Below are 19211 nucleotides of genomic sequence, written 5' to 3'. Positions count from 1 at the left end.
TCCAGTTCGCGCATGCTCAAACTCACCAGCGTCGTGTCCGGCTTCATGGCAGGCCCCGCAGCGGTTGCAGCAGTCTGCCAGCTTGCCAGCGCTCAAAAACACGACATCTGTAAATAGCCAGAACACGTCATTAGGACGTAGCCCCCACACCATGCGCTGAATCCCGCCACGTTATGTAAATTCCGTGGACCGTGATCGGGCACTTTCCTTAGTCGTCGCTCCTCCAATCCGGCATCCCGATTTCTACCGTGGCACGCGCGCTTTTGCATCGGTACGCTTGGCGGCTCTCATCATCGATGCGGAGCTTCGTGATGGATCACTGGCGTCAAGCATATCTCGGGATCCGACAGGTACCGCACGAGCTGAGCGAATTCGAACTCAGTACATTCTTCACTTTTTCAAAACGCGAACGCGCGCAAATCGATTCGCGGCGCACCGATCTTTACAGGTTGGCCATCGCACTGCATGTCGGCTTCCTGCGCATGACGTGTCGCCCGCTTGATTCGTACCGGCAGATTCCAACCATCCTCTGGCGTCATCTCGGCCATCAGATTGATGTTCAACCACCAGACGTCGGAACGCTCCGGTCAATCTACGACGGCAACTTCAAGACGTTGTCCGACCACCAGGTCTTCGCACAGACCATCGTCAATTTCCGCTCGATCGCCGAACATCAGCGTCGGTATGTGATCCGCTGGCTCAAGGAACAGCTCACGGGCCGTCCTGAGCGCGGCCAGTTAATGAGCGACCTGAAGCGCTGGTTCTATGACCATCGTATCGTGATACCGCCCGATCGGAGGCTGAGGCAGTTCGTCGTTCAGGCGGTGCACGACATCGAGGACTCGCTGCACGAGACGCTTGAGCGGGCGCTCGGCATCGACAGGCTCGCGAGCTGGGCGCGCATTCTGGCTCAGCCACACGGAGACCATACGAGCCTGCAACGGTGGTTGTGGGCCGTCCCACTTCGCGGCTCGACGCACCAGATGAGTGAGGTGCTCGACAAGATCCAGCTGCTCACGATGCACGGCGTTGCCAACGGTTGGCCAGTCGAATGCAACGATGCGATTGTGCGGTACTACGCGCGTCGCTGCGCTAGCAGACCGCCTTCGATCAGCAAGCGGATCGAGCCGCAAGGACGAAGGCTTGAGGCTGCGTGTTTCATGCGCTACAGCCTTTGTACGGCGACCGATCAGGTACTCACGATGTTGCGGCGCTGGGTGCTGAAAGTCGTCAACGATGCGTCACATGACGTCGAATCCGCGCGGGCGAAAGCTGCAGATCAGCTTCGTGAATTCGCCCTCGCCGTAAAAGCCCTCGCGACGGACGAATCGCTCTCGCGTGAAGACCTTGGCAGGGAGCTTTGCGTTCTGGCCGATCAGGTCCTGCAACCCCATCCGCCCAGCCACCGCAGCCAGATCCGGCAGCACCTGCTCCGAAAACGGTATCACGCGCGTAGCCTGCTGATACGCGTCGTGCAGTTACCGTTCGAAGCAGACACTGCTCATCCGGTAGTGGATGCAATCGTCCTGCTGCGAGCTCTCTACCGACGTCACGCTTATCTGTTGCCCGACGGGGTGAACATTCGCCTTGGCCGCGCCTGGCGCGAAGCGATCGATGGCTACGACCGCCTCAAGGCAATGGTGGCTTTCGAATGGGCCACCCTCTTTGCGTTACGCGTGGCTCTTCGCAACGGCACGATTTTTATCCGGTACAGCTTTTCTTTCCGTAGTCAGGCACATATGCTTATCCCCGCCGAAGATTGGCTGACGAAGCGGAACAACCTGTATGGACATCTTGGGCTGACGCAAGACCCTCGGGAGTTTCTGGGTCCGGTTCTAGCCCATCTCGACCAGCGCCTTGAACTGCTGGATCGCGCAGCCGAAGAAGGCAAGGTGCGGATCGACACGGCGGTGCATCTTGATCCATTGGTGGCGCAGCCTGAAGACACAGAAGTCGATCGCCTGAGACGAGCTATTTTTGAAGCCCATCCGTCAGGTCAATTGCCGGAGATCATTCTCGAAATTGACAGCGCAACGCGCTTCAGTTGGATACTCCTTGGGCGCGAGCCTCGATCGCGGATCGAATTGCTCATGATTTATTCCGCCGTACTGGCGCACGGGACTTCGCTCTCGGCAGCGGAGATCTCCCGGATGGTCCCGGAGATTTCGCCGGCCGCTATCCGGCAGATGATGAAGCGACTTGAGGATGAGCGAATGCTTCGGCTTGCTGCCGATGCAGTCCTCGAATTCATGCATGAGCATCCCGTCGCCGCTCACTGGGGACGCGCCGATCTGGCATCCTCCGACATGATGTCGCTGGAGACGACGCGTGCGGTGTGGCAAGCGCGTGCCGATCCCCGGCGACGCACCGCATCCATCGGGATGTACACGCACGTGCTTGATCGATGGGGTGTCTTTTACGATCAGCCCATCGTGTTGAATGAGGTCAGGCCGGCGCGGCGATCGAAGGCGTCGTGCGACAGAGTGCGACCAGAGACATTGCACAGCTCGCCGTCGACACCCATGGCTACACCGATTTCGCCATGGGCCTGGCACGCGCGTTAGGATTCGATCTATGCCCTCGCCTGTCACACCTTCGTGACCGACGGCTTCATGTGCCTCGAAATCATGAAGTCCCGACGCAACTGACTGCGATCACTGACCGAGATGTCAAACTCGAACTCATTGCGGACGTATGGGACGAGTTTGTGAGGATCGCAGCATCGATCCGTTCAGGCAAATGTACCGCAGTCGACGCCCTTGCCCGCTTCGGCTCGGCTGCGCGCGGGCAAGCCGTATATGAAGGCGGCGTTCACATTGGGCGCCTGTTCAGAAGCATCTTTCTGATCGACTTTTTCACCAATACCGCGTTCAGGGCAGAGCTACAACATGCCTTGAACCGCGGGGAAGCCGTCCACAACGTTCAACGCGCGATCCATATCGGCAAGATACCCGTTGAACTGGCCCGACGTCAGGAATCGCTCTCGGCGGTTTCTTCCGCCCTGACACTTCTTTCGAACATCTTGATGGCGTGGAACACCACTCACATGCAACGCGTTCTTGAAGAAATTCAGGCTACCACGGGCAAGCCACTGGAATCTGAACAGTTGAGGCGAATCGCGCCGACCCACCTGGAAGGAATCACTTTGCGCGGGACGTTCAATTTCCCGGTGGCGCGGTACGCGCGCCGAATCCTTCCAAGTCTCGACAGTGATCCGCACGTTTCGACTGCCAGTCGTCGAGCCTGAACTGAAGGCCCGAGCGTTGAATCGAAATTGCAGGCGGCGTCTGCAATTTCGGCGCACATCACCGATTGAACGAGCGGGCTCCTACCATCCTGCTAGCTCGCAAAGGGTAGTCAGCAGATGTTTGATTCGAAAAGGAATTTATAAAGGGCCGCAAGGGAGGTGCCCCGTCCGGCTTAGGTGCGTCCAACCGGAAACCTGCACGAAAATCAAAGGCACACCTATTTACACAAAGCTCAAGAAGCACGGCATAGCATTGCCGAATGCGGTGGCATAGTTCGCAATAAATGTGATTTGATGCTGACATTCATGTTTCGGGAAACCGGTCGTCATCCGCCGAGAAAAGAGCTGACCAGCGAGTTGAAAGCGCGAGGTTTCGTGATGTTCATCCCGTGCGAGGCGCCGTCGATACAGCGCCGCTCTGCCTGATAAATCCACCGCCCGAGGCTGTCTACGTTGCTGCGAAACATCCGCGGACTTTTTGCGCCTTCAATAAGGAGCGTTCTGCACTTGACCTCGGCCGCCAACTCTCCCGTATATGGCGGCAGCGGGTCACGGAACTGCCTGGAGAGTGTGCTCGCGTTATCGATGGCCATCGTGCGAAATGCGGCGCTGCTACTTTTCCACACACCCGGTGCGCTCACGGAGTCCACGAACAACTCGAGGCCCGTCTCGGTCGCGCCATGCTCGATCAACAGCGCGACCTTCTGTCGTAGCGCGTTGATGGCCGGCGGAGGGGCCGAGTTGCCGCTAGTGCCGCTGCTCGTCGGACCGCCGGGATCCACAAGCGTCAGCGGTCGAACCAGGCGAGGATACTCGCGCGCAACGTGAAACGCGATGCATCCACCACGCGAGTGCCCTAGCAGGTGAACGGAGCCGACATCCAATGTCATGATGAATTCGGCCAGTTCGTTGACGTGCGCACGCCAGCTGAACTCATCGCACGCACCCGCGTCGATGCCCGGCCAGTAGTGGCTCAGGCTTGGCGCGATACAGCGGTAACGGGCGGAAAGGGGCCCGAGTTGCGCCTCCCAGTATCGAAAATCGCACAATGATCCATGTACGAGGAGGAGCGTCTCGCCCGTTCCGCGCTGCACGTACGGCATGGAAACGCCGGAAGGAAGGGTTGCAAAGCCCAGGTCCGGGCGCAGGAAAATGGACGAATTGACGCGTGCGTTCATGGTCGCGGTAAAGCTGGATATGCTTCCTGGTTCCGGAAAGAGGTAACTCACGATAACGCCTGTTGCTCGCAGTAAAAAGCGAATAATATTGACGAACTTGTTCACGGGAGGCGAATGATGGACTTCTCCCAGCTGGCGATGTTCCGCGCCGTCGCGGAGGAAGGCAGCATCCAGGCCGCCGCGCAGCGATTGCACAGGGTGCCCTCCAACCTCACCGCGCGCATAAAACAGCTCGAAGACGAATTGGGTGTCGATCTCTTCATACGAGAAAGGCAGCGGCTTCGTTTGTCCACCCATGGCTGGGCCTTCCTCGATTACGCGCGACGCCTGCTGGACCTGGCTGATGAAGCGCGACAGTCGGTAACGGATAGCAAGCCGAGGGGACCCCTGGCGCTTGGATCGCTGGAGAGCACCGCTGCTGTGAGAATTCCGGCCGTGCTGGCTGAGTATCACAGGCGCTTTCCGGATGTCGTGCTCGATCTCTCGACGGGAGCATCGGGGGAGCTCATCGATGGCGTCCTGGCTGGGCGGCTTGCTGCGGCGTTCGTCGACGGCCCCGTGAGTCATCCATCGCTTGAGGAAACGCCCGTTTTCGAGGAGGAGCTTGTGCTGGTTTCCTCGGCCAATCATCCTGCGATCAAGAGAGCCCGTGACGTCAACGGGCGGAACATTTATGCCTTCCGCTCGAACTGCTCCTACCGTCGCCTGTTCGAAGCCTGGTTCCGCGACGACGGCAGCTCACCGGGCAAGATATTTGAAATGGAGTCCTACCACGGGATGCTGGCCTGCGTGTCCGCGGGCGCAGGACTGGCGCTGTTGCCGCGAAGCATGCTGCAAAACATGCCCTCCAGAAAAAACGTCAAGGCTCATGAACTCGTCGAGCGGTATCGAAACGTCCAGATTCATTTGATCCGCCGCGGCGGATTGCGTATGCCCAGTCTGAATGCACTGCTGGAGGTGCTGGCGCGCCCGGGTTCCACCGTCGATACCTCTCTCGAAGCCGCGGAATCGCCGCTCCTGACCGTTCTCAAATAGAGAATAAGTTGGTCAAAATTATTCACTTTTTTCTGGCTCGTAAAGTCCGTATCGTTTCGCTCATCCCACCATTGATCAAGGAGAGCAAACGTGCAAGCGGAAGCCATCACCCACGCAGTCTCGCGTAATCCGGCGACCGGCGAAGTCTTCGCCCGTCACCCGTTCCAGGATCCACAGGATGTCGAGCGGGCGCTCGCCCGCACCGTTGCCGGGTTTAGCCGGTGGCGTGACGTGCCGGTAGCGGCACGCGCACATATCCTGGTCCAGTTGGCGAGCGCGCTGCGCCAGCGCAGTGAGGTAATGTCCGCCATGATGGCCCGGGAGATGGGCAAGCCGATCGCGCAGGCGCGTGCCGAGATTGAAAAGTGCGCCCATCTTTGCGAGTGGTATGCCGAAAACGGCCCCGGCTTTCTCGCACCGCGAACCGTGACGGTCGATCGCGGGCAGGCGCGGCAGGAGTTCCGCCCGCTGGGGCCGGTCCTTGCAGTGATGCCATGGAATTTTCCGATCTGGCAGGTGCTGCGCGGAGCCGTCGGGATGATTCTCGCCGGCAACTCATACGTGCTGAAGCATGCGCCGAACGTGATGGGCAGCGCCTGGCTGCTGCGCGACGCGTTCGCGGCGACGGACCTGCCGGAAGGCGTCTTCGAGGTCTTGAACATCACGCCTGACGATGTCTCCGCAGTCATCGCAGATGCCCGGATCGCGGCCGTTGCCGTCACGGGAAGCGTCAGGGCGGGTTCGGCGATCGCCCGGCAAGCCGGCGCCGCGCTGAAAAAGTGCATTCTCGAACTCGGCGGTGCGGATCCGTTTATCGTGCTTGCCGACGCAGACCTTGACGCAGCGATCAAGGCCGCCGTCGTCGGTCGTTTCCAGAACACCGGCCAGGTGTGCCTCGCCGCCAAGCGCATCATCGTCGAACAATCGGTTGCGAAGGCTTTCGAAGACGGGTTCGTGGCGGCCGTCAAGGCGTTGAAGGTGGGCGATCCGTTGTGCGAGGACACCTATATCGGCCCGATGGCCCGGTACGACCTCCGCGACGAACTCGATGGCCAGGTGCAGGCAACGGTGGCCGAAGGCGCGCGGCTGGTGCTGGGTGGAGAAAAGATTGCGGGCGAAGGCAACTACTACGCGCCGACCGTATTGGCAGATGTCAAGCCGGGCATGACGGCGTTCAGCCAGGAGCTCTTTGGGCCAGTCGCGTCCCTGATCGTTGCGCGCGACGCACAACATGCTTTGCAGCTCGCTAACGATAGTGAATTCGGCCTGGGTGCAACGATCTGGACCGCAGACATGGGACTGGCCAACGAGATGGCCGCGCAGCTGGAAACCGGCGGCATATTTATTAACGGCTATGTCGCAAGCGATCCCCGGGTTGCTGTCGGCGGGGTCAAGAAGAGCGGGTTTGGCCGGGAACTCTCGAGCTTCGGCTTGCATGAATTCTCCAACATCCAGACGGTCTGGATTGACCGCCGTTGATTGGGTGCGGAAACCAGGAGAATCATGAGCCGGTCTTCGCGTAAAGCGGATGCATCAGCCGCTTGATCGGTCAACTGACGCGTCAAAGGTCTCGGCCACGTTGTCGACCATTCTGCTGAAGCTAGCGAACGTCCGAAACTGGCCGAGGGACTGATATGCCTTTCCTCGTCAATCGGGATCGGTTATTTGTCGCTGTCCTTTCATAGGCGCGAGAATTTCCTGAGGGCGGCGTAGCAGTAAGTCTCGACGGTGGATCGCACTGGTAAACGAACGTGTAATCACTTTGAAGGGACTCCGATTCTCCATTAGCCCAGGAGTACGTGTGACACTTCTCGCAATGAACTGAGCCTGTAGAGTGAGCATCGCACTGGAACAGCCTGCGCGCGACCGTCGGCATGTGACCCTTATGCAGGCAGTGATGTCTGCATTGCCCGTTGATCGGCCCTGATCCGGGAGAAAAGATGGACGTCGTGAAATGCATCTTTCCAGTAGCCCCATTGCCGCATAACACCTTCCTCCACAAATCCCAGGCTTCTTAGAAGTCCAATCGAGGCGTAATTGTCGCGGTTCGTTACCGCCTGGATACGGTTGATTTGCCAGTGGTCATATGCATGGGCGATCGCCGCGTTTAGAGCTTCGCGCATTAATCCCTGACGCCATGAGTGACGTTCCAATTCGAAGCTAATACTTGCTGAATAGAACTTGGTATCGAATCTAAACCCGCATGAGCCAATGAAACGCATGCCGCAATTCGATACGATGGCCCAGCGCACACTTAATCCTTCCGCCAGCTCTTTGACCATAGCTGAGACAAGCAGCCGGGCATCTTCGATGCTGTTTAGTGGCGCTATGTCGTAAAAGCGCATCACTTCGCGATCGGACCAGATTTCGAATATCCTTTGGGCGTCGGACATCTCGATCGGGCGAAGCTGAACCCGGGCTGTCTTAGAGACTTCGACCTTGGTAAAGAGTGGAGGCATTCGTTCGTCGCGCGTTGACTAGCTTCGATGAAAAGGACCGGCACAGTGCAGCAAGCTTTCGGCACTCGGATAGAAGCGCCCACCACTGTCATAGTTCGCGACTTGCAACAGCATGATCACGAGGCAATCAGAGTGCGCGCGTGCGGGTCTGTGGAGCGGAATTCAGAGTCCGTTTTTGGGTTACGCGGGCAAAACACGGCAGAACTGGGCGACTGAATGGAGCATAGCAGCCAAGTCGGCCGAGTTTTTCGGCGCCTCAGCGCGGATACTTACCATCTTTTACGAAGACCACTCTATGTAACCTATTGTAACCAGCGGGCGATGCAGCACGCCACGGGCCGTGTAGTGAGCAGCCGTCAGCCAGATGACGTATTGTTCAATACCGCTTAATTGCGGCCATGCCGGAAATGAGCCTGTATTGCGGATCTGCGGTGCGTACGCACGAGCGAAACATTCGCAGGTGCTTAAGCTCAATGACAAGGGTGTCGTCCACCACCTACTGGGCGGCCAGGTCCACTATTGGGAGTGCGATGGAGCGAAGACGAACGACGAGTTTGCGGATCTTGCCGCTTCCCGCGGAACGAGCGCTGTCGTGGATGATGACTACGCGCCGGGGCGTCAGATACTCTTCGCGCTGTCACCGCCCGTCACCTCGATTTCTGCTCCGGTGATCATGGCGGCACCTTCTGACGCAAGATAGACGGCGGCCGGCGAAATGTCCTCCGGCTGCAGCCATGCAACACCGAGGGGCATGGTTGCTGCGCGACGGTCCCAAGCCTCTTGCGGCGTCAACGGACCGTTCGGCTTGTGATAGCCGGTTTCGCCGATGCTCTCCGAAAGCCGCGCGTCGTAGAACGTAAGCGCGGTGCCGACGAGCCCCGGAGTGATCGCGTTAACGGTGATGTTGTAGCGGCCAAGTTCGAGTGCGGCGGACTTCATCAGGCCAAAGATTCCCCACTTCGAAGCCGAATAGCTTGCAGCGTCCTTCGAGCCGTGGCGCCCTTGCATCGAGGAGATGACGATAATGCGGCCGTAGTTGCGGGCCACCATCTTCGGAGCGAATACGCGGATCGTGTTCGCCGTGCCGTTCAAATTGTTGTCGATGACATCACGCCATTCGGAGTCCTGTAGCTCGAGAAGTGGCTTCCAATACTGCACCGCGGCATTAGCAACGACAATGTCGATCTTTCCAAAGCGCTCGTTGATACCGTCCGCGACGGCACGGAGTGTTGCAATATCGCGGATGTCCGCGCGAATGCCTTCCGCGCGGCCACCGTACGCCTTGATCATCCTGACCGTTTCCGCGAGATCGTCCGGCGTCGCCGGTACGGCGCTCGAGGCCGAGGTTACGGGCGCCGCGATATCAATGGCGATCACATCCGCACCGTTCGCCGCATATTCGACAGCGATCGCACGCCCGATGCCGCGCGCGGCACCGGTCACGACCGCGACGCGGCCCGCCAGTTTGGTGTCGCGCCCGGCGACGATCGGTCCGGCCGTTTTATCCTCGGGCGGCATCGGCACCGGAATACCGTCGACGGTTGCGTTCCGACCGGATGTGGGTTCGGCTTTCGCAACCCCGGCAAAGAGCATCGTCGCAGCGGCCATGCCGCCCCCCATGATCATCTTGCGCCGGGACGAATCGGGGCGCTGGGTACTATCATTCGTTTCGCTTTTGACTGTTGCCATGCAATGCTCCTGAGCGATGAAACGTCCTTTCGACGTGCCGCACCCTACGACGGTAGAGGCAGCGGATAATCTTGCGGGGAACACGCGAGGCAAGGAAGGCTCGGCGCCGCAAATCTGATTTGCGACAGCGGGTCGATTGGCGCGACGACCGTGTTCGCCACTTCGATTCGGCGATATGCACGGACGATGACGGATTGCGAGACTTGCCGCTATTGCTCGTGTACGGCAGAGAGAGGCTGGCTTGCGTCATTCGGATTTATCGCGGGGCGCCCGCTGCGCGTTCGCTCCTGAACGCTCTTCACGCGCGAGACGTTGACTCGATCTGAAGAGACGCTCCGTTTTGACAACGATCGCCCGCAGTTCCCGACGCACATACCACGGCCATCAGACGAGATGGTAGACCCATAGGGCCACGCGGCGGGGGCCGCGGAGCCATCGATACGAAATGCGATCGATCGGGAAGTCATTAAGTGTTCGGTAGCCGACGGAACAGACCCCAGCGTTGAGCCATGCCAAAGCGACGACGTGAGTCGGTTGTGACGCAGCGCATGCCGCAACGGCCAAGGCAAGCGGCAGGCAGATTTCCAGTGGCGAGCGTTGCTTCATCGGAGCTCCTCTTCGTTGCCTGTAGACCGGGGCAGATGCAGATAGCGCTCTCTTACGAGTGCGCTGAGTTAGATATTTGTAATCCAAATTGCTTAACGCTCGGGAGGATGGTTTCGGCCGATTTCGACCAGTTGTAATGTCCCGATTCACGACGAATCCGCATTTTCTTTCACCCCTGCAAAGTTCATTAGATCCGTGCCGCCTGAGGGCGTCCTCGACGTCACTATGGACTCGTTCCGATGTGTTGTGGCCTCTCGGTCCCGTATCCGTAGTTCTCGCTTGGAGATAACAAGATTGTAATGAGCCGGACCGCGTTCGGTAACGGGGCGCCTGCTATCCTCGCACGGCTTTCTGGACTACCGGTTTTGCACAATGCGAACACCACATAAAGGCCTACATGCGGCGAACAAGCATAACGGCAGCCGAACGTTTCCTCGCAGTGGAACTGATCCACAGCAAAGTGGCCTTGTAGAGGTGCCGCTGCGCAGTAACTGCCCGCCCAATCTTGGGGCGGCATCGTGAGTCAACTCGCATCGATACGCATCTTTGCCAAAGTAGCGGAGCGTCTGAACTTTGCCGAAGCGGCAAAGCACATGGGCGTGTCGGCATCTGTCATCACGCGCAGCGTCGCAAAACTGGAACAGCGCCTCGGAGTACGCCTGATCAACCGGACGACCCGCCGTGTGTCCCTTACCGACACCGGCCAGCTATACTACAAGCGATGCGTGGAATTGATCGGGTTGCTCGACGTCATGGATGAATTTGTCGCGTCGGCAAGCAACGAACCTGCAAAACTGTTGAAGATTGCAGCGTCATCGGCTTACGCCAACTCGGATCTCCCCGAAGTGCTCGCCGCCTATCGTCAACGGGAACCGCACACGAGTTTTGAGCTGACGGTGTTCGAAGACATGACTGACATCACAGTCGCGGACTTCGATGTCTGTTTTGGCGCGGAACGCCGGTTGCGCGACTCTTCGCTAATCTGTCGCTCGCTCGCGCAGGCTCGCGATGTGATTGTCGCAACTCCTGACTATCTCTCCCGCCGAGGAACACCTCATACCCCGGCTGACCTGGCCGCTCATGACATTCTCCTCGCTTCGGATGCGCCAAGTCGCTACTGGGAATTTCGCAGCACATCCAGTACGCACCGCGTAGTTGTTCGCCCTGCCTTAAACACGCAAAGCCCAGCTTTGATAAAGCGCGCAGTACTGGCCGGCTTAGGAATAGCCCGATTGTCGATCTCGTTGATAAAAGAGGAGCTCGATAGCGGCATGCTAGAAATTTTGCTGCACGACGCAGAGCTCTGTGGCGACGAGCGTACGTTCTGGATTTTGTACTCGGGACAGCTCCATATGGCTACTGCAGTACGTGGGTTCATTGATTTTGTTGTAGATCGCTACCGCAAAAACAACTAGGGACGCAAGTCCATGACGTCAATGCCGTTGCGATTCATGCAACACGAAACCAGTCAATACTGAATTGCTGTGCCGGTGATTTTTGTAGGTCCTAAGGTGCGGTGGACCGATGCCGACTATCCCATGTCGAAGAGTTTCACTCGACAAAGGTGGGGAAATCGGTTCGGAAATTCCATACATTGAGGACACCTATATCTATGAAAAGAATGCTTACCGCCGGAACGGCGCTTGGTCTCGTCATTGCCCCTGTTGCAGCCCTCGCGCAAAACAGCGTGACCTTGTACGGTGTGATTGATGAGGGTCTGAACTACACCAACAATTCCGCCGGTCATTCGGCAGTACAATTAGAGAGCGGCTTCGCGCAAGGTAGCCGCTGGGGCATTAAGGGTTCTGAAGATCTGGGCGGCGGTACCAAGGCTATTTTCCAACTGGAGAATGGATTCGATGTGAACTCGGGCGCACTGGGCCAAAGCGGCCGCATGTTTGGCAGGCAGGCGTACGTCGGTATCGCTTCGGAAACGCTCGGTTCGTTGACGATGGGCAGACAGTACGACTCTGTCGTCGACTATCTTGCGCCGCTTACGGCCAACGGTAACTGGGCCGGCTATCTGATGGCCCACCCCTACGACAACGACAACACCGACAACTCGTTTCGCCTGAATAACAGCATCAAGTATTCCAGCAAAACCTATGGCGGGTTCTCGTTTGGTGGTCTCTATGGCTTTAGCAATCAGGCCGGCGGCTTTGCGAACAACCGCGCGTACAGCCTCGGCGCCCAATATGTAGGCGGTCCTGTAACGATTGCCGCTGCATTCATGCAGATCAATCAACCGGGTAGCACGGCGGCTGGCTCGCTCGCGACCGACGATACTGCCTTCTTTGCGAACCGCGAGCAAGTTTGGGGCGCCGGTATCAACTATACGGTCGGCTCGGCGCTTCTTGGTTTTGTTTATAGCCACACGAGCCTGAACGATGCCACGGGTTCGGCCTATGTCGGCAATTTCGCTAACACGGCCAGCAGCCTCAAGTTTGACAACTTCGAGGTGAATGCGAAGTATCAGTTAGTGAAAAACGCCTTCGTTGGCGCGATGTATAACTACACCCTCGGTCACTTCCAAAGTACCGCCGGCGATTCGACGCCGAAGTGGCATCAGTTCGGCCTGATGGCTGACTACAATCTGTCTGTGCGCACCGACGTGTACATCCAGGGCATGTACCAGCATACGGCGGGTGGTAGTGCAGTGGCCGCGCCGCTCAATACAGCTTTCATTACTGGGGCAGACTCGCCGGCTACGACGGCCAACCAGTTTATCGCTCGTATCGGAATGCGTCACCAGTTCTAAGGTGTCATGGAACGTGCCGCACGTCCAGGCGTGCGGCATGATGCATAACAAGCTACTGTTGCGTACGGCGCGTGCACGTCGAAGTCGCGTCGATTCGCTTCGCATTCCGGACAGCGATCCCTTTTCGTAGTGGTCTCGCGTCCCGCGAGGTAAAGTTGTTCCAACTGGATGCTGATGAGCTAAAGCCGCATCGGCAGTGGATCGACAACTTGCTACGGATGTTGCCGCATGCCACAAGCAATGGCCGGGTTATTTCAAATGACTTCCTTGACCGGATCGAGCGGGGCTTGACGTCGCCGAGGCCGCTGTACGCCATCGAACGCGAGGCCCTGCCAGCCGATCCGGTATTGACCGCACCGCCGTCTTCGATCTCACGCGACGCACTTACCCGGCATGGGCGATCGATAGAGCTCAGCTTTGCGTGTCCTGCAGGCTGTTGCAAAGCCACCCCGATTTCGATGTCACCCACTACCTCCTGGGGGTCGGGGAGTCGACTCATCGCGGTAATGAGCGAATTCAGGATTTCATGTGTCCGGGTTGTCGCGCTCGGTGGTGCCAGTCTCGGGATACCGAACGAAGCGACCAGTTCCACTGGACGCTTCGTTCAAGTGAGCGAGCCCAATGCGACACCCCTTAGGTCATCAAACGATGGCGTGCCCGGTCTCCACTCCGGCCACCTCAGGAGTGTGATCGATGACGAGCTGGATGCGGTTTGCTTCTTCGGCGTGCTCGCTGATGACGACGACGTGCCGGCCGAGGCACTCGAGGAGCGGCATGCAGCGCTCCAGCGTTTCGCTGTCGGCGGCGGCGAGCACGAGAAGATCGCGCGAAGACGCGAGCCGCAGATTGCCAAGCACCGGCGCCGACACATATTGCTGACCGAGCGCGTGATGCAGATCGGCGAGTTCACGCGCCGTTTCCCCACCGACCGTGCTCATCGACACGTGGACCGCGTAGGTTGGCAGCACGTTCGAGAGCTGGAGGGCGACGTCGAGGACCGCGCCGTCGCCAGGCAGCATCGTGATGACGAATTCGCAGTCGGCGAGGTCTTGCCAGTCGTTCGTCGCGACTGCGTCGCCTCGCGCGGCTCGCTCGGCCTTGCGCAGGTCACGGTCGAGCAAGACCGTCGCGAATCCCGCGCTGGCAAGATTCCCGGCAATGGCCGCCCCCATGCTTCCGAGCCAGACCACGCCTACACGCGTTTTACCCGCCGTTGCCACCGCGGCAGGGGCGGACGATGCGGCATATGTTGTACTCATGCTTCTCATTGCGCTCACAGCGCTGCTTCAACTTGAATAATCAGCAACGGCCGGCGCGCTCTCGCAGGCCGGCCGTTGTCACGTTAGCGCTCAGATCAGGTAGTCCGTACGCAGCGGCTCCATGAGCTTCGGGTTGTCTGAGTAGTCCACGGGAATCGCGACCACGGCGGGACCTTCCACCTGCATGGCAGCGCGCAGCGTCGCGCGAAGCGAATCGGCGGATTCGACCGCGAAGCCCTTGGCACCGAACGATTCGGCATAGGCCTTGAAGTCGATCGGACCGAACTCCACGCCGGAGCGGCGCTTGTACTTTTTCACTTCCTGGATCTCGACCATGTTGTACATGTTGTCGACCCAGATGACGTGGACGATGTTGCTCTTCAGGCGCACCGCCGTTTCGAGCTCCATGCTCGACTGCATGAAGCTGCCGTCGCCGGACACCGAGATCACTTTCTGGCCGGGGCGCACGAGCGAAGCGGCAATGGCCCACGGCAGGGCGACGCCCATCGTCTGCTGGCCGTTCGAGATGAGAAGCTGGCGCGCACGGAAGCTATAGAGGTAACGCGCGATCCAGATATGAAAGCTGCCCATGTCGACGCACATCGTCGTGTCGGGGCCCACCACGTCCTGCAACTCCTTGACGATGCGAAGCGGGTGCACGGGGCTGCCGCCGAGCGTGGCTGCCTTTTGTGCAAGCGCGAGACGCGCGCCGGCCAGCGTCGTCAGCACGCTCTCGAACTGCGGCGAGGTCGTGCGCGACGGGACTTCCGCGGCGAGTTGCGTCATCGTTTTCGCGATGTCGCCGATAAGCTCTACCGCAGGCCGGTAATAGCGGTCGGTGTCGGCGGGTTGCACGTCCACATGGATGAGCGGGCGGCTCGCGTCCTTGTTCCAGAGTGGCGGATCGTACTCGACGGGGCTGTACCCGACAGTCACGATCACGTCGGCCTGTTCGAGCAGCACGTCGCCCGGCTGGTTGTTCCAGAGGCCGACGCGTCCCGCGAAGCGGCTGAAATTTTCAGCGTCGATGGTGCCTGCGGACTGATACGTGCCCACTACCGGGATGTTGGTACGGGTCACGAACTCGCGGATCGCCTCGGCGTTCTCGGGGCGGCTCGCCAGCAGACCGACCAGCAGCACGGGATTGCGTGCGTTGCGGATCAGCCCGGCGGCCTCGCTGAGCGCTTCGGGGGCCGCGGCGCCAAGCGCCGGCGGCACGTATTCGGTCAGCACGTCGCCTTGCGTCGGCGCATTGACGATGTCCATCGGAAGGCTGACGAACGAAGCGCCCGGGCGGGACCCCTCTGCGGCGCGGAACGCGTTGCTCATCACCTCGGAGATCGTCGAGCCGGTGACCACTTCCGCGGCGTAGCGCGTGATGGGCTTGAACATCGCCACCGTGTCCATGGTCTGATGAACCTGCTTCAGGCGGTCGTCGAGCTTCACGCCGCCGCCGATCGCGACCATGGCGTCGCCTTCGGAGGTGGCCGTGGCGAGGCCCGTGGCCAGGTTCGAGCAGCCGGGGCCCGAGGTGACGAGCGCGACGCCCGGCTGTCCCGTCAGGCGGCCGACGGCCGCTGCCATGAACGCAGCGTTCGCTTCGTGGCGGACTACGACGGTCTCAATCGTCGAGTCGACGAGCGAGTCGAACACGCGGTCGATCTTCGCGCCGGGAATGCCGAAGACGTGCTGGACGCCTCGGGCTTCGAGGTTGGCGACGACGAGGTCGGCGCCGCAAGTCCATGTCTGGTTTGCTTGATTAGTTTTCCTGAGCATAATGCTATCCATATCAGATGTTGAATCGGGTCGCGCCACCGGTGCCGATGCGCGATTCTCGTGTTCGGCGTTTAGCCTTCCGCTGCTTCGATGGCGCTTGCCATGTCCTCGGAGTGCAGCGTGGCGCGCTCGAAGTGGTCCGTCCTGGGCAAATCGATGCGCAATCTCGAGATGCGCGCCACCTCGACCTTGCCTTCGATCAGGCGGTAGTCCAGCACGTGGCCGCCGCCTTTGCGGTCGTCGGTGATGAAATGAACGTGAAAGCCGGCAACGTTGATGCCCTGGACGTATTCGGGGCAGCGGAAGCCGACGAGCGTGCCGGAGGTTTCCTCGAACGCAAAGATGGGCTGACGCTCGATCGCCTGGAGCATCGGACGGTACGGCAGGGTCTGGCGCGGCACCGTGCGCGTTTCGACACGCGAAAACTGACCGTCGATGCGGAACGCGCAAAAGACGTTGGGCGAGCCGATCAGCTCATCGATGACGGCCTGAACCTCGTGCTTCGTGCGCGGCTCGTTCAGCGAGCCGAACATCGTCGGACGGAAGTGGGTTACGACGGCGAACGGGGTTTTCTGATCGGGGCTGACCGCGCGGGCGCTGCCGTCTTCGCGCAACTGGTGCACCTCGCTGTCGAATGCGACGAGTTCGCCGTCGAGTTCGTTGAAAGTGCCGAGGCCGAAGTCGCCATGCTTGAGCAGTTCTTCGATCGTCATGTCGCCGTCATACACGCCGTCGATGAGGGCGCTCATCAGCGAGGTCTGGTACAACTCGCTTTCCGTTTGGCCGTCGCGCACAAAACGTGTGAATGATCGTGCGATGTCGCTGACACACGAGCATGGATTCGGGTTGATCATGCGGTTTCCTGAAAGAGTGTTGCGATGGAGAAAGTATGTTTCCCAGGCGCTGTGGCGTCTAATATTGCGAACAGTCGTTTTTGATATGAGTTCGATATGGAGTTTCGCCATCTGAAGTACTTCGTCGCCGTTGCGGAAGAGCGGCACTTCACGCGTGCAGCAGAGCGTCTCGGCATGGCGCAGCCGCCGATCAGCCAGCAGATTCACAAGCTGGAACGGGAAATGGGTGCGCCACTCTTTCGGCGCCTCACGCGGGGCGTCGAACTCACGGACGCGGGATGCGTGCTTTACGAAGACGCCGTGCGTATCCTCGAACTCGTGGAGCAGGCGAAGTGCCGCACACTGAGTGCGGCGCGAGGGCAGAGCGGGTGCATACGGGTTGGCCTGGCCAGCTCGATCGTATTTCATCCGGTCATCCCGGATGTCATGGCGTCCTTCCGGCAAACGCACCCACAGGTGTCGATTTCGCCGTCGGAGAGCAATATTTCGGCGCTGATGGAAGACCTCGCCGAGAAGCGCATCGACGTCGCCATCATTCGCCAGACCGTGCAGACAACGGAACTCGTGAAGCTCGAGCCCCTACTCGACGAGAACATGCTGATCGTTCTGCCTGCGCGGCACGCGCTGGCGCACGAGGACAGCGTGCCGCTCGATGCGCTTGCGCAGGAGCGTCTGATCATGTTCCCGCGCGCCATCGCGCCGTTGCTGTACGACGACGTGATCGCCGCCTGTCAGCACTGCGGTTTCAGTCCGCAGCTGGGCGAGCAATCCACGCAGGTGGCGTCGGCCGTGAGCATGGTTGCGGCGGGATTCGGCGTGACCATCGTGCCGAATTCGATTCGCGATCTCCATCACCAAGGCGTGACGTACCATGAGATCAAGGGTACGCAGCCCACGGCCCGCGTACTGCTCGCTTACCGTTACGACGACCACTCGAAGGTGGTGCGCGATTTCGTGGATGCGGCGAAGTGCGCGGGCGTGCGGCACCGGGGCGGCGCTTCGTTGCTGCTTGCGTGAGGGGGAAGGGACTGGGGCTGTATCGATGGTTCCGTTCAGGCCGCGATGCCTGTTGCTTCGGTGTCCGATGCGAGTTCGATCAATGCCGAATCGTCTTTCTCGAGACGAGGGGGGAGCCAGTGGCAAATGAAATTGATCCACGATCGTGTGCGCGCATCGACAAACCGGCGCGACGGATAAAGCAGGCAGACTTCGCGCGTATCGATGGTGTACTGGGGCAGCACGCGCACGAGCGTGCCGTCGCGCAACTCGTCGAGTGCGGCGTAGGCGGGCAGCGGCGCGATACCCATACTCTCGCGCACAGCCGTTGCAAGCGATTCGGCAATATTAATGCTGACCACGCTGTCGACCGCGAGCGTAACGGGCACCCGGTCGGGACCTTCAAGTCGCCACGGTTGCGAAGACGAAGTCGTGGTACGAAGCGTCAGGCAGTCGTGCAACCTCAGATCGTCCGGCGATTGCGGGACGCCGTGCGCGGCGAGGTAGTCAGGTGAGGCGCAAAGTATGCTGTGCGACCAGCCCAGGCGGTGCGACGCGAGGTTGGCGTCCGGTGGCGGCGAAAAAGCGACGACCGATGTATCGCAGGTGCCGTCGAAGAGATTTGCGAGCGTCTGCGAGAGGCTCAGTTCCACTTGCACATTGGGATAGCGTGCCCGGTAGGCCTGGAGCGCAGGCATGATGTGCCTATGTCCGAGGCTCGCGAAGCTGTGCACGCGCAGGAGTCCGCTCGGGTGGTCGGCGGCGCGTAAGGTGTCGTCTTCGGCCCGCACCACGTCGGCCAGGATCCTTCGGCAATGTTCGGCGTAGGCCAGTCCTTCGGGCGTCGGGGAGATGCGGCGCGTGGATCGGTGCAGCAGGCGCGTGCGCAGATGCTCCTCCAGTTCGCTGACTGCCCGCGACGCGGTACCGAGACTCACGTCGAGCGACGCCGCGGCGGAGGTGAAACTGCCCGTATCGAGCACACGGACCAGGATCTGCATGTTGTGGAAGGTGTTCATGCGACGGTGTGCAATCGTGAGTTTGTCAGTGTGCGGATTCTCCAGGGCTGCAGTTTCGAGGCCGTTTCAGCGCCGCATGCGGCGCGTTTCAAATGAAACGAAGTTCGGCCGCGCGCGCCGACCGAGGCATTGCTCCTCCGTTGTTTCAACTGTAACGAAAGCTCCTGGCCCCCGAAATCGCGCTGCAACGGTGGCGGCCGATTCTCTGTTGCCAGTGCACGCCGCGCGAGAGACGGGGCGTGCGTTCGGCTCCATCCCCCTGTGCCGACGCGAACCGGGCGCATCGAGAGTCGAGGCGCGCGGCTTGCCCGGCGCCAGGCGACGCCCCTGAATAC

At 60.0% G+C, this 19211-nt stretch carries 12 protein-coding genes and 1 pseudogene; 6 read left to right on the top strand and 7 right to left on the bottom strand.

Annotated elements, in window-relative coordinates; all coding sequences use genetic code 11:
* The first annotated feature begins 311 nt into the window (after nt 1-311).
* A pseudogene (locus tag AB3X98_RS37655) lies at nt 312-3247 on the top strand (Tn3 family transposase).
* 326 nt (nt 3248-3573) lie between these two features.
* On the opposite strand, the gene AB3X98_RS37650 reads toward AB3X98_RS37655, so the two are convergent.
* Nucleotides 3574-4425, bottom strand: a complete 852-nt coding sequence (locus tag AB3X98_RS37650; protein WP_368605368.1) for an alpha/beta fold hydrolase — start codon at nt 4423-4425, stop codon at nt 3574-3576.
* A gap of 114 nt (nt 4426-4539) precedes the next feature.
* Between AB3X98_RS37650 and AB3X98_RS37645 the strand changes: the two genes are divergently transcribed.
* Together AB3X98_RS37645 and AB3X98_RS37640 are read left to right on the top strand one after the other, a co-directional pair.
* Complete coding sequence (locus AB3X98_RS37645) at nt 4540-5460, top strand: LysR family transcriptional regulator (RefSeq protein WP_254334837.1); 921 nt, start codon at nt 4540-4542, stop codon at nt 5458-5460.
* 90 nt (nt 5461-5550) lie between these two features.
* Nucleotides 5551-6939, top strand: coding sequence for an aldehyde dehydrogenase family protein (locus AB3X98_RS37640; protein ID WP_368605295.1), 1389 nt, complete (start codon nt 5551-5553; stop codon nt 6937-6939).
* A gap of 404 nt (nt 6940-7343) precedes the next feature.
* Here the strand turns inward: AB3X98_RS37640 and AB3X98_RS37635 are convergent, their stop codons facing one another.
* Nucleotides 7344-7919 (bottom strand): GNAT family N-acetyltransferase, encoded by a 576-nt coding sequence (locus tag AB3X98_RS37635; RefSeq protein ID WP_368605296.1) that lies wholly within the window; start codon nt 7917-7919, stop codon nt 7344-7346.
* Between the two features lie 618 nt (nt 7920-8537).
* The gene (locus AB3X98_RS37630; RefSeq protein WP_368605297.1) at nt 8538-9608 is read right to left on the bottom strand and encodes an SDR family NAD(P)-dependent oxidoreductase; all 1071 of its coding nucleotides are present in this window, start codon (nt 9606-9608) and stop codon (nt 8538-8540) included.
* Nucleotides 9609-10732: 1124 nt separating this feature from the next.
* Here AB3X98_RS37630 and AB3X98_RS37625 point away from each other — a divergent pair.
* Together AB3X98_RS37625 and AB3X98_RS37620 are read left to right on the top strand one after the other, a co-directional pair.
* Nucleotides 10733-11629, top strand: a complete 897-nt coding sequence (locus AB3X98_RS37625) for a LysR family transcriptional regulator (protein ID WP_254334841.1) — start codon at nt 10733-10735, stop codon at nt 11627-11629.
* A gap of 197 nt (nt 11630-11826) precedes the next feature.
* Entirely contained in the window at nt 11827-12972 is a 1146-nt protein-coding gene (locus AB3X98_RS37620; protein ID WP_368605298.1) for a porin, read from the top strand.
* A 641-nt stretch (nt 12973-13613) separates the two neighbouring features.
* Here the strand turns inward: AB3X98_RS37620 and AB3X98_RS37615 are convergent.
* The 3 genes from AB3X98_RS37615 to budA form a co-directional block, all read right to left on the bottom strand.
* On the bottom strand, nt 13614-14231 hold the full coding sequence (locus AB3X98_RS37615; RefSeq protein WP_368605299.1) for an NAD(P)-dependent oxidoreductase: 618 nt from the start codon (nt 14229-14231) through the stop codon (nt 13614-13616).
* A gap of 90 nt (nt 14232-14321) precedes the next feature.
* Nucleotides 14322-16007 (bottom strand): acetolactate synthase AlsS, encoded by a 1686-nt coding sequence (gene alsS, locus AB3X98_RS37610; RefSeq protein ID WP_368605300.1) that lies wholly within the window; start codon nt 16005-16007, stop codon nt 14322-14324.
* Nucleotides 16008-16078: 71 nt separating this feature from the next.
* Nucleotides 16079-16861, bottom strand: a complete 783-nt coding sequence (gene budA / locus AB3X98_RS37605) for an acetolactate decarboxylase (protein WP_254317444.1) — start codon at nt 16859-16861, stop codon at nt 16079-16081.
* Between the two features lie 96 nt (nt 16862-16957).
* Between budA and AB3X98_RS37600 the strand changes: the two genes are divergently transcribed.
* Nucleotides 16958-17878 carry a LysR family transcriptional regulator gene (locus AB3X98_RS37600; protein ID WP_254317443.1) on the top strand — a complete coding sequence of 307 codons (921 nt, stop codon included), beginning with the start codon at nt 16958-16960 and terminating at the stop codon, nt 17876-17878.
* A gap of 35 nt (nt 17879-17913) precedes the next feature.
* Here the strand turns inward: AB3X98_RS37600 and AB3X98_RS37595 are convergent, their stop codons facing one another.
* Nucleotides 17914-18876, bottom strand: a complete 963-nt coding sequence (locus tag AB3X98_RS37595; RefSeq protein ID WP_254317442.1) for a LysR family transcriptional regulator — start codon at nt 18874-18876, stop codon at nt 17914-17916.
* Nucleotides 18877-19211: the final 335 nt, after the last annotated feature.

This window comes from Paraburkholderia sp. BR14312, assembly GCF_040948675.1.
Classification (GTDB): domain Bacteria; phylum Pseudomonadota; class Gammaproteobacteria; order Burkholderiales; family Burkholderiaceae; genus Paraburkholderia; species Paraburkholderia nodosa_A.
The sequence above is the reverse complement of the archived record's forward strand: the minus strand, read 5'-3'. Positions and strand labels throughout refer to the sequence as shown.

Excerpts from the sequence above, each read along its gene's own strand:
- AB3X98_RS37650 (WP_368605368.1), bottom strand. The coding sequence starts at position 4,425 with ATGAACGCACGCGTCAATTCGTCCATTTTCCTGCGCCCGGACCTGGGC.
- AB3X98_RS37645 (WP_254334837.1), top strand. The coding sequence starts at position 4,540 with ATGATGGACTTCTCCCAGCTGGCGATGTTCCGCGCCGTCGCGGAGGAA.
- AB3X98_RS37635 (WP_368605296.1), bottom strand. The coding sequence starts at position 7,919 with ATGCCTCCACTCTTTACCAAGGTCGAAGTCTCTAAGACAGCCCGGGTT.
- AB3X98_RS37630 (WP_368605297.1), bottom strand. The coding sequence starts at position 9,608 with ATGGCAACAGTCAAAAGCGAAACGAATGATAGTACCCAGCGCCCCGAT.
- AB3X98_RS37620 (WP_368605298.1), top strand. The coding sequence starts at position 11,827 with ATGAAAAGAATGCTTACCGCCGGAACGGCGCTTGGTCTCGTCATTGCC.
- AB3X98_RS37615 (WP_368605299.1), bottom strand. The coding sequence starts at position 14,231 with ATGAGTACAACATATGCCGCATCGTCCGCCCCTGCCGCGGTGGCAACG.
- alsS (WP_368605300.1), bottom strand. The coding sequence starts at position 16,007 with ATGCTCAGGAAAACTAATCAAGCAAACCAGACATGGACTTGCGGCGCC.
- budA (WP_254317444.1), bottom strand. The coding sequence starts at position 16,861 with ATGATCAACCCGAATCCATGCTCGTGTGTCAGCGACATCGCACGATCA.
- AB3X98_RS37600 (WP_254317443.1), top strand. The coding sequence starts at position 16,958 with ATGGAGTTTCGCCATCTGAAGTACTTCGTCGCCGTTGCGGAAGAGCGG.
- AB3X98_RS37595 (WP_254317442.1), bottom strand. The coding sequence starts at position 18,876 with ATGAACACCTTCCACAACATGCAGATCCTGGTCCGTGTGCTCGATACG.